Annotated in this window: 9 protein-coding genes and 1 pseudogene; 5 read left to right on the top strand and 5 right to left on the bottom strand. The window is 71.5% G+C overall.

Features of this window, described 5'->3' with window-relative positions; genetic code table 11:
- Together IEZ27_RS53105 and IEZ27_RS53110 are read left to right on the top strand one after the other, a co-directional pair.
- Positions 1 to 786, top strand: a pseudogene (locus IEZ27_RS53105) (phospholipid carrier-dependent glycosyltransferase); the annotation flags it as partial.
- Between the two features lie 112 nt (positions 787 to 898).
- Complete coding sequence (locus IEZ27_RS53110) at positions 899 to 2,098, top strand: hypothetical protein (RefSeq protein ID WP_189654266.1); 1,200 nt, start codon at positions 899 to 901, stop codon at positions 2,096 to 2,098.
- Here the strand turns inward: IEZ27_RS53110 and IEZ27_RS53115 are convergent.
- Positions 2,085 to 2,483: a MerR family transcriptional regulator gene (locus tag IEZ27_RS53115; RefSeq protein ID WP_189654267.1), complete on the bottom strand. Its 399-nt coding sequence runs from the start codon at positions 2,481 to 2,483 to the stop codon at positions 2,085 to 2,087. The genes IEZ27_RS53110 and IEZ27_RS53115 overlap by 14 nt on opposite strands.
- 92 nt (positions 2,484 to 2,575) lie before the next feature.
- On the opposite strand from IEZ27_RS53115, the gene IEZ27_RS53120 reads away from it, so the two are divergent.
- Positions 2,576 to 3,517, top strand: a complete 942-nt coding sequence (locus tag IEZ27_RS53120) for a DUF5996 family protein (RefSeq protein WP_189654268.1) — start codon at positions 2,576 to 2,578, stop codon at positions 3,515 to 3,517.
- A 213-nt stretch (positions 3,518 to 3,730) separates the two neighbouring features.
- Here the strand turns inward: IEZ27_RS53120 and IEZ27_RS53125 are convergent, their stop codons facing one another.
- The gene (locus tag IEZ27_RS53125) at positions 3,731 to 5,155 is read right to left on the bottom strand and encodes an MFS transporter (protein WP_229825321.1); all 1,425 of its coding nucleotides are present in this window, start codon (positions 5,153 to 5,155) and stop codon (positions 3,731 to 3,733) included.
- Positions 5,152 to 5,832 (bottom strand): TetR/AcrR family transcriptional regulator, encoded by a 681-nt coding sequence (locus tag IEZ27_RS53130; protein WP_229825324.1) that lies wholly within the window; start codon positions 5,830 to 5,832, stop codon positions 5,152 to 5,154. Before IEZ27_RS53130 ends, IEZ27_RS53125 begins: the two co-directional genes overlap by 4 nt.
- Positions 5,833 to 5,902: 70 nt before the next feature.
- Between IEZ27_RS53130 and IEZ27_RS53135 the strand changes: the two genes are divergently transcribed.
- Positions 5,903 to 6,688, top strand: coding sequence for an alpha/beta fold hydrolase (locus IEZ27_RS53135; protein ID WP_229825326.1), 786 nt, complete (start codon positions 5,903 to 5,905; stop codon positions 6,686 to 6,688).
- Here IEZ27_RS53135 and IEZ27_RS53140 read toward each other — a convergent pair.
- Complete coding sequence (locus IEZ27_RS53140) at positions 6,597 to 7,613, bottom strand: helix-turn-helix transcriptional regulator (protein ID WP_189654270.1); 1,017 nt, start codon at positions 7,611 to 7,613, stop codon at positions 6,597 to 6,599. The two genes, IEZ27_RS53135 and IEZ27_RS53140, sit on opposite strands and share 92 nt — an antisense overlap.
- A gap of 87 nt (positions 7,614 to 7,700) precedes the next feature.
- Between IEZ27_RS53140 and IEZ27_RS53145 the strand changes: the two genes are divergently transcribed.
- Positions 7,701 to 8,183: a VOC family protein gene (locus IEZ27_RS53145; protein ID WP_189654271.1), complete on the top strand. Its 483-nt coding sequence runs from the start codon at positions 7,701 to 7,703 to the stop codon at positions 8,181 to 8,183.
- Here the strand turns inward: IEZ27_RS53145 and IEZ27_RS53150 are convergent.
- The gene (locus tag IEZ27_RS53150) at positions 8,134 to 8,529 is read right to left on the bottom strand and encodes a DUF5360 family protein (protein ID WP_189654272.1); all 396 of its coding nucleotides are present in this window, start codon (positions 8,527 to 8,529) and stop codon (positions 8,134 to 8,136) included. The genes IEZ27_RS53145 and IEZ27_RS53150 overlap by 50 nt on opposite strands.
- Between the last annotated feature and the right edge of the window lie 112 nt (positions 8,530 to 8,641).

Below are 8,641 nucleotides of genomic sequence, written 5' to 3' on the forward strand. Positions count from 1 at the left end.
GGCCTCAAACGCCCCTACACCGGCGCCTGGAACAAAGACGCCCCCCACGCCTTCCTCTCCTTCACCATCGTCCCCTTCCTGGCCTACATGGCCACCTGGACCGGATGGTTCGCCTCCGCCAACGGCTACGGCCGCAACTGGGACCAAGCCACCTCCTCAGGCCCCCTGTTCTTCCTGTTCGACTCCATGCGCTCCTGGATCCACTACCAATGGCAGGTCTTCTCCTTCCACAACGGGCTGGAGACCTCCCATCCGTACATGTCGGAGCCGTGGCAGTGGCCGCTGCTGCTGCGTCCCGTGGCCTTCTTCTACGAGGGCAAGCAGAACGTGTGCGGGGCCAAGGACTGCTCGGAGGCGGTGCTCGGCGTGGGCACGCCGGTGATCTGGTTCGGCGCGCTGGCCGCGCTGGTGGCCCTGATCGCCTGGTACGTCTCCTCGCGCGACTGGCGGGCCGGGGCGGTGTTGCTGGCGTACGCGATGGGGTGGTTGCCCTGGTTCTACTTCGCCATCGCCCAGAACCGCACGATGTTCCTGTTCTACGCGATCCCCATGGTGCCGTTCATGGTCCTGGCACTGACGTTGTGCGCCGGGTTGCTGATCGGGCCCGCCACGCCGACGGCCACCGGGGCGATGCCGATGCGCCGCACGCTGGGGGCCGCCGTGGTCGGCGCGTACGCGCTGCTGGCCTTGATCAACTTCTGGTGGTTGCACCCGATTCTGTCCGCCGAAATTATCCCCTACACCGAATGGAAGGCCAGGATGTTGTTCGACAAACGGTGGATCTGACCCGGTCACATATCGTAAACATTGGTTTCGTAGGGTAGTCGCTGTGCAAGACCCAATACGCACCGCATTCGGTCATCGTCAGGGCTGGGTGCGATACGGCAAACTTCGAGGCATGAGTGCACCGGATGTCACCGCCCTTCTCGCCGAGTTGGAGCGATCTCAGCCGGACCTGGCCGAGGAGGCCAGGACCGCCGTCGAATGGTTGACGGGTGGGGAACCGCTGGAGACGGTGACCCAGCTCGACGTCTGCGAGTTCCTCTGGTACACGCTTCCGATCAAGGTCGGCCCGCTCCGGCCCGGAGGCGACCACGAACGTCTGTCCCGCTCACTCGGGCGGCTGTTGCAGCTCGGCGGCATGGAACGGTACGCCGCCCTCTGCGTGTCGCCCACGACCGTCCAGATCCTGCGTACCTACGCCCAGGAGGGCGAGGACGCGGGCGCCAGCGCCTACCAGAAGGCCCTGGAGGCCACGGGCGTGCTCCCGCCCGACGTACCGGAGCTCCAGTGGAGCATGATCATGGGCCCCGAGGAGCTGGGCGCGCACGTGGCCTGCTCGGCGGCCCTGGAGCTGGCGATCGTCGCCGGCGAGGACGTCGACCGCACCGCGCTGACCCGCCGCTGGCTCACCGAGCCCCGCGCCGAGCTGGGCGGCGACAGCTGGCTCAACCGGGTGCACGGCGAACGGCTCAACCGCTGGGTTCTCGGGCGCGGCCCGGCCCGGCGGGAGCTGGCCCAGCCGTTCGAGGTGCGCCTGCACGCGCCGGTGACGCCGCAGCCCCTGCCCGCCCTGCGCAAGCTGCTCTCGCTGGCCGCCTCCGAGGGCAGCCTGCCGCTCCGGCTGGCCCCCTCGCCCGAGGCGCTGAGGCTGCGTGAGCTGGCCGAGCGCGAGCTGGGCGCGATCAGCCGCGACGGCGCCCGGCTGGCCATCACCGACTACGGCAAACACCTGCTGAACTCACCGCCCGCCATGTGGGAGGCCATCACCCGGCTGCTGCTGGCCAGGGGCGAGCACGAGTTCGAGGTGTCGGCCCGCGAGGCCGCGCTCATGCTGCTGGCCGACGGCGTGCTGATGTCGCCGGCCGAGCTGCGCGAACGGGTGGCCGAGGTGGTGGGCGGCGAGGGCTGGCACCCGGCGACGAGCCTCGACGACGTCGCCGCGCCCGTCGCGGACCTGGTCGCCCAGCTCACCGCGCTGGACCTGGCCTTCAGCGACGACCTGGCCGTACGGATGGCCAGGCCCGGACAGTACGCGGCCCTGGCCGCGCTGCGCACCCACGCCCTGCGCCCGCGCAAGTACGTCAGCTCTGGCTGACGGCCTTCACGGCGCGCTTGAACTCGGGGCACTCGACCAGCGGGTCGTGCTCGCACACGGCGACGTGGCGCAGGCTGTCACGCAGCCGGGTGAGCTGCTGCACCCGCTGGTCGACCTCGCGTTCCTTGGCGGCCATACGCTCGCGCAACCGTGTGTCGGCCGGCCTGGCCCGCAGGAACTCGGCGATCTCCGACAACGTGAACCCGGCGTCGCGGGCGCAGGTGATCAGCGCCAGCCGGTCCAGCGTCTCCGGCAGGTAGACGCGGCGCAGCCCGTTGCGCCCCTCGGCCTCGATGAGCCCCTTGCGCTCGTAGAAACGCAGCGCGGACGCGGCCAGCCCGGTACGCCTGGCCACCTCGCCAATGTCGATCAACGTGTCCTGCATGCCCGGCTCCTCGACTTGAACCACCCTTCAAGTCGGATGGTAGCGCCCGACCCCCTGAAGGTTGATTACACAGCGTAGTTACCATAGAGGACATGGAGCTCTTTCCGGCTATGCCACTCGAAGAGTGGGTCGACACCAAGGAGACCTTCCACCGCTTTGCGCAGATAGTCGGCAAGATCCGACTGACGGTGAGTAACCGGCGTAACCACTGGTGGCAGGTGCCGTTCCATCTGACCGGGCGCGGCCTGACCACCCGGCCGATGGGCGGGCTCGCCGAGCAGCCGCTGTTCTGCGTGGACTTCGACCTCGTACGCCACCGCCTGGTCATCGACGTGCTGGACGGCCGCAGCGCGGAGTTCAGCCTCGTCGGACTGTCGGTGGCCACGTTCCAGGCCCGGCTCTTCCAGACGCTGGCCGACCTGGGGATCCGGCCGGAGATCTGGGCGGTCCCGTACGACCTGGAGGACGAGACGCCGTTCGCCGAGGACACCCGGCACGCGCACTACGACCCGATGCTGATCAACCGCTACTGGCGGATCCTGTCGCAGGTGGCGCAGCTCCTGGACCGGTTCGCGGCGGACTTCGGCGGCAAGGTCAGCCCGGTCCACCACTTCTGGCACACGTTCGACATCGCGGTCACCCTCTTCACCGGCCGTCCCGCCGAGGTGTCGGCGGAGACCGACCCCGTCACGCGCGAGGCCTACAGCCGGGAGGTGATCAGCGCGGGGTTCTGGTTCGGCGACAAGGAACGGCCCTGGCCGGCGTTCTACTCCTACACCGCGCCCGAGCCCAAGGGCCTGGAACGGGAGCCGCTGCAGCCCGGCCAGGCCGAGTGGCTGGCCGCGCGCGGCAGCCATCTGGCCGTGCTGCGTTACGACGACGTGCGGGCCATGGGCGATCCGGTGGCGGGCGTGCTGGAGTTCCTGCAGAGCGCGTACGAGGCGGGGGCCAAGCTGACCCACCTGGACACCGAGGAGGTGGCCTGCCCGGGCGGCATCACCGACCCGTACTACGCCAAGAACCGGCCGGCGTAGCGGACGCGAAAGCCCGCCCTCCGGAGAGGGCGGGCTTCCACGTGTGCGTGTACCGGTGTGCAGGTCGCCTCTCGGCGAAAGGCACAACGCGGCTCCAGCCGAACGGTAGTCCGCGAAGGCAATAGGTGAGGCCCGGGGACACTGGACACACCGGTCACGGTTTGTGTAACGGGGGTTCCCCCCGGAACATTCCCCCGAATCCCGGCGAATTCCTCAGGCGGCGGCCGGCTGTTCGGCCGTGAGCCTGGTCTCGCGGACGAGCAGCAGCGCGGCGAAGGCCAGCAGGCCCGCGATCCCGCCGGTCAGGGCGACCGTGGAGCCCACGGCCGCCGCGGTGACCTGCGTGGTGGCCTGCGCGCCGATGAGCGACTGGGCGCAGGCCAGGCCGAAGGAGCCGCCGAGTTGCTTGGACAGCGCCGAGCCCGCCGTCGCCGTACCCATGTCGGCACGGGGGACGCTGTTCTGGGTGGCGATGGTGAGCCCGCCCATGGCCGGGCCCGTACCGAGTCCCACCGCCAGCAGCAGGATCCCGACCAGGAACGGCGAGGTGCCCGGGCCCAGCACGGCGAAAGCGGACGTACCGCCCGTGATCAGCGCGGCGCCGGTCAGCAGCGCCGCCCTGGTGTGACCGGAACGCAGTACGTGGGCGGCCGTGAGCCGGTTCCCGGCGGTCATGCCCGCCAGCATCGGAAGCAACAGCAGGCCGGAGACGGTGGCCGAGTAACCGCGTACCTGCTGGAGGTAGAGCGGCAGCAGGACGCCCGCGGGCAGGGCGGCCACCTGGAAGAAGAACCCACCGGCCAGCAGCGCCGCGTACGTGCGGCGGCGCATCAGACCGGGCGGCAGCACCGGCGTGGCGGCCCGCCGCTCGACGGGCACGAGCGCGACCAGCAGCGCCGGCCCGCCGAGCAGCGAGCCCAGCACGGCCGGATCGATCCAGCCGCGCCCGGTGTTGCCCTTGAGGCTCAGGCCGATCAGCACCAGCGACAGACCCGCGGTGAGCAGGGCGATCCCGGCCACGTCGAGCCTGCCGGTGGTACGCGGCGGACGCCGGTCGGGCAGCAGCAGCGCGATCAGCGTGGCCGCCACCACGCCGATGGGCAGGTTGACCAGGAACGCCCAGCGCCAGCTCGCGTGGTCGGTGAGCAGGCCGCCGACCAGTGGGCCGCCGATCATGCCGACGATCATCATGGCGGCCAGCAGGGACTGCATGCGGATCAGGCCGTCGGCCCGGTGGGGCGGGTGGAGGTCGCGGATCACGGCCATGCCCAGGGTGAGCAGGGCGCCCGCGCCGATCCCCTGGACGGCCCGGCTGACGACCAGGACCTCCATCGAGCCGGCCAGGCCGCAGACCAGGGAACCGGCCAGGAAGATCGCGACTCCGGAGAGGAGGAGGCCGCGCCTGCCGTACAGGTCGGAGAAGCGGCCGTAGACGGGGACGCTGACGGAGGAGGTGAGCAGGTAGGCGGTGACCAGCCAGACGTACCACGAGGTGGTGCCGCCGACCTGCTCGACGATGCGGGGAAGCGCGGTGCCGATCACGGTGCCGTCGAGCATGCCGAGGAAGGCGCAGCCGAGTAAGGCGACGGTCACCACCGTGCGGCGCCGGGGCGCCAGGTCTTCGTAGAGGTCGGTCAAGGGCGTTCGCCGCCCGTGAGCGCGCCGTGCAGGAACAGCTCGACGAGCTCCTCGGAGCCGAGCGGGGACGGGCCGCGTCCCGCCGCCATGACCATGAACTGGAACGCCTCGGCCAGGCGCTCGGGGTCCAGCCGGAGACGGTCGCGCTCGGGCTCGAACAACACGGCGAGGGCCTCACGGGAAGCCGCCATCGACGCCTCCCGCCCGGAGACGGCCCGCTCGCCCGGAGCGCCCTGGGAGGCGGGCCGCTCGCCTGTCGTGTCGTGGGGCGCGGGCCGCTCACCCGTCGTGTCGTGGGAGGCGGGCGGGCGGCGGAGGCCGCCCGAGGTGGCCAGGGCGCCCGCCACCGCGCCCATCCTGGCCAGGTAGCCGCGCAGCGCCTCGGACGCCTCCACCAGCCGCTCGGCCAGCGGCAGGTCCAGGGAGATCGCGGACACGTGGGCGAGGGTGTCGTCGGGGCGCAGGGCCTCGGCCATGCAGGCGGCGAGCAGGGTGTCCTTGTCGCCGAAGGCGCGGAAGACGGTGCCTTCGCCGATGCCGGCCGCGCGGGCGACCTGGGCGGTGGTCACGGAGGTGCCGTACTCGACCACCAGGGGGAGCGCGGCCCTGACGATCATCTCGCGGCGTTGTTCGGGGCTCATCGCCGGCGCGCGGCGCCGGCCTGTCTGGTTCGTCATGCCTCCGACGGTACGGAGTGAGTACTCACTCCGTCAATGGCATATTCGTCGCCGTGGCACCATCGAAGGCGTGCCATTCGCCATCACGCAGGGCGGCGTCAAGCTGTCCTACCAGGTCCGCGGCAGCGGCCCCGCGCTCGTGCTGCTCCAGGGGCAGGCCAACAACCACCGCTGGTGGGACCCGGTACGCGACGACTTCGACCGCGCCCACCGCACGATCACCCTCGACTACCGAGGCACCGGCGACAGCGACAAACCCGACGAGCCGTACACCACCCGCGGGTTCGCCCAGGACGTGCTGGCCGTGCTCGACGAGCTGGGCCTCGACCGCGCCGACGTCTACGGCACCTCGATGGGCGGCCGGGTGGCCCAATGGCTGGCCGCCGACCACCCCGGCCGGGTCGGGACGCTCGTGCTCGGCTGCAGTTCGCCGGGCGGCGCCCACGGCCTGGAACGCGGCAACGACGTGCGCCGGGCGCTGGCCCAGGCCGACCGGGCGGCGGCCGGGCGGGCGCTGCTGGAGCTGATGTACACGCCGGCCTGGCTGGCCACGCATCCCGGGCCGTACCACACGGTGGGCGATCCGGGCATGCCCGCCCACGCCCGCCGCCGCCACCTGGCCGCGAGCGCCGGGCACGACGCCTGGGCCGTGCTGCCCGCCATCACCGCGCCGACGCTGGTCGTCCACGGCACCGACGACGTCTTCAACCCGGCGGGCAACGCGCCGCTCCTGGCCGGTCGCATCCCGGGGGCGGAGCTGCGGCTCATCGAGGGGGCGCGGCACGCCTACTTCGAGGAGTTCCGCGAGGTGGCGAGCCCGCTGGTGCTGGAGTTCCTGGCGCGCTCGCGCGGGTGAGACGGGCGGCCAGCGCCCGCACGTGCTCGACCAGCTCGGGCGGCTCGCGCACCTCGAACTCGCAGCCGAGCGTGATCAGCCGGAAGGCCAGCCAGTCCAGGGTGTCGGCCGAGGCGCGCAGGAGGCAGGTGCGCCCGTCCAGGGGGGTGATCTCGCCGGAGTTCGCGCCGAGCCCGCGGGTCACGTCCTCGGCCGGGGCGTGCAGGGTCACGACCGCCTCGTACGTGGGGGCGCCCGCGTAGAGCTTGGCGGCGACGTATGCGGCGGGGTCGTCCGGCTCGCGGGTGGTGGTCCGGGCGCCGGTGGCCCGTACGTCGTCGATGCGGTCGACGCGGAAGAGGCGCCGGTCGTCCCGGTCGTGGTCGTGGGCGAGCAGGTACCAGCGCCGGCCCGCGGCCACGAGGCGGTACGGGTCCACCAGGCGGGCGCTCCCGGCGCCGTCGGCGGCCAGGTAGCGGAAGCGCACCCGTTCACGGTTGGCGATGGCCACGGCCAGCGCGGTGAGACGGCCCGGATCGACGTCGAACCCCTCGACGCCGGGCAGCGGCACGGTGGCGGCGCCGAGCGAGGTCACCCGGTGGCGCAACCGCGCCGGCAACACCTGCTCCAGCTTGGCCAGCGCGCGTACCGACGCCTCCTCGATGCCCTGCACGGGATGCCTGGCGGCGGTGACCAGGCCGACGGCGATGGCCACGGCCTCCTCGTCGTCGAGCAGCAGCGGCGGCATGGCCGTGCCCGCGACCAGGCGGTAGCCGCCGTCCGCGCCCATGGACGCGGCCACCGGGTAGCCGAGGTCGCGCAGCCGTTCGACGTCGCGCCGGATCGTACGGCGGCTGACCCCGAGCCGTTCGGCCAGCTCGCCGCCCGGCCACTCACGCGGGGTCTGCAGCAGCGACAGCAGGCTCAGCAACCGCAAAGACGTCATGCCCCAAGAATGCCCGCGATGTAGGACAAGAACTGACCTACTGGCCTCCTATCGTCTTCCCATCGCACCGATTCCGGAGGGCACATCATGACCGTCAACCCCATCCCCGAGGGCTACACCACCGTGACGCCGTGGCTCATCTCATCCGACACGGACGGCCTGATCACCTGGCTGGAGGCCGCCTTCGACGCCGTGGAACTGGGCCGGATGGCCGACGAGGAGGGCCGGATCGCGCACGCCGAGGCGCGGATCGGGAACGCGGTGGTGATGATGTTCGACGCCCGCCCCGAGTGGCCGCCGACGCCGGGCTTCCTCCGCCTGTACGTGCCCGACGCCGACGCCGCCCATCGCCGGGCGGTCGAGGCCGGCGGCACGTCCGTCACCGAGGTCACCCATCTGTTCTTCGGCGACCGCGTCGGCCGGGTACGCGACCCGTGGGGCAACCTGTGGTGGATCCAGACCCGCGTCGAGGACGTCTCCCCCGAGGAGGCGGAGCGCCGGCTGACCGACCCCGGGTTCGTCAAGGCGATGGAATACGTCCAGAGTGCGGACTTCTTCCCCGGACGGTGAGCCCGGCGATGGCCGGCAACGGGAAGAGCAGCAGGTAGAGGTTGGGGATCCACCAGGCGAGCGCGAAGTCGCCGCGCAACGTCCAGAACGCGATCGCCATCAGCCCCGAGGCGGCCGTCAGCACCAGCGAGACCAGCATCAGCGGCTCGCCGGTGGGCCGGGCGCGGCGCAGGAGCCACAGGCTGGTCAGGCCGGTCGCGCTGGCCGTGAGGTCGATCCAGAGGAACGACCAGTTCCAGTCGACCATCAGCGGATCGGCGTAGTCGGCGAAGGCCCACTCGGGCGGGATCAGGCCGAGGCCGGTGATCGTGAAGTAGGCCACGAAGCCGAGATCCGTCAGCAACATCAACGTCTTAGGCCGTGTTTCATAAGGCTTTGAGCCACTGGTTGATCGCGGCGATGATGACGACGGCTTCGTAGCGTACGGCGAGCTTGTCGTAGCGGGTTGCCATGCCACG

This window comes from Nonomuraea spiralis, from assembly GCF_014648435.1.
Taxonomy (GTDB): Bacteria; Actinomycetota; Actinomycetes; order Streptosporangiales; family Streptosporangiaceae; genus Nonomuraea; species Nonomuraea spiralis.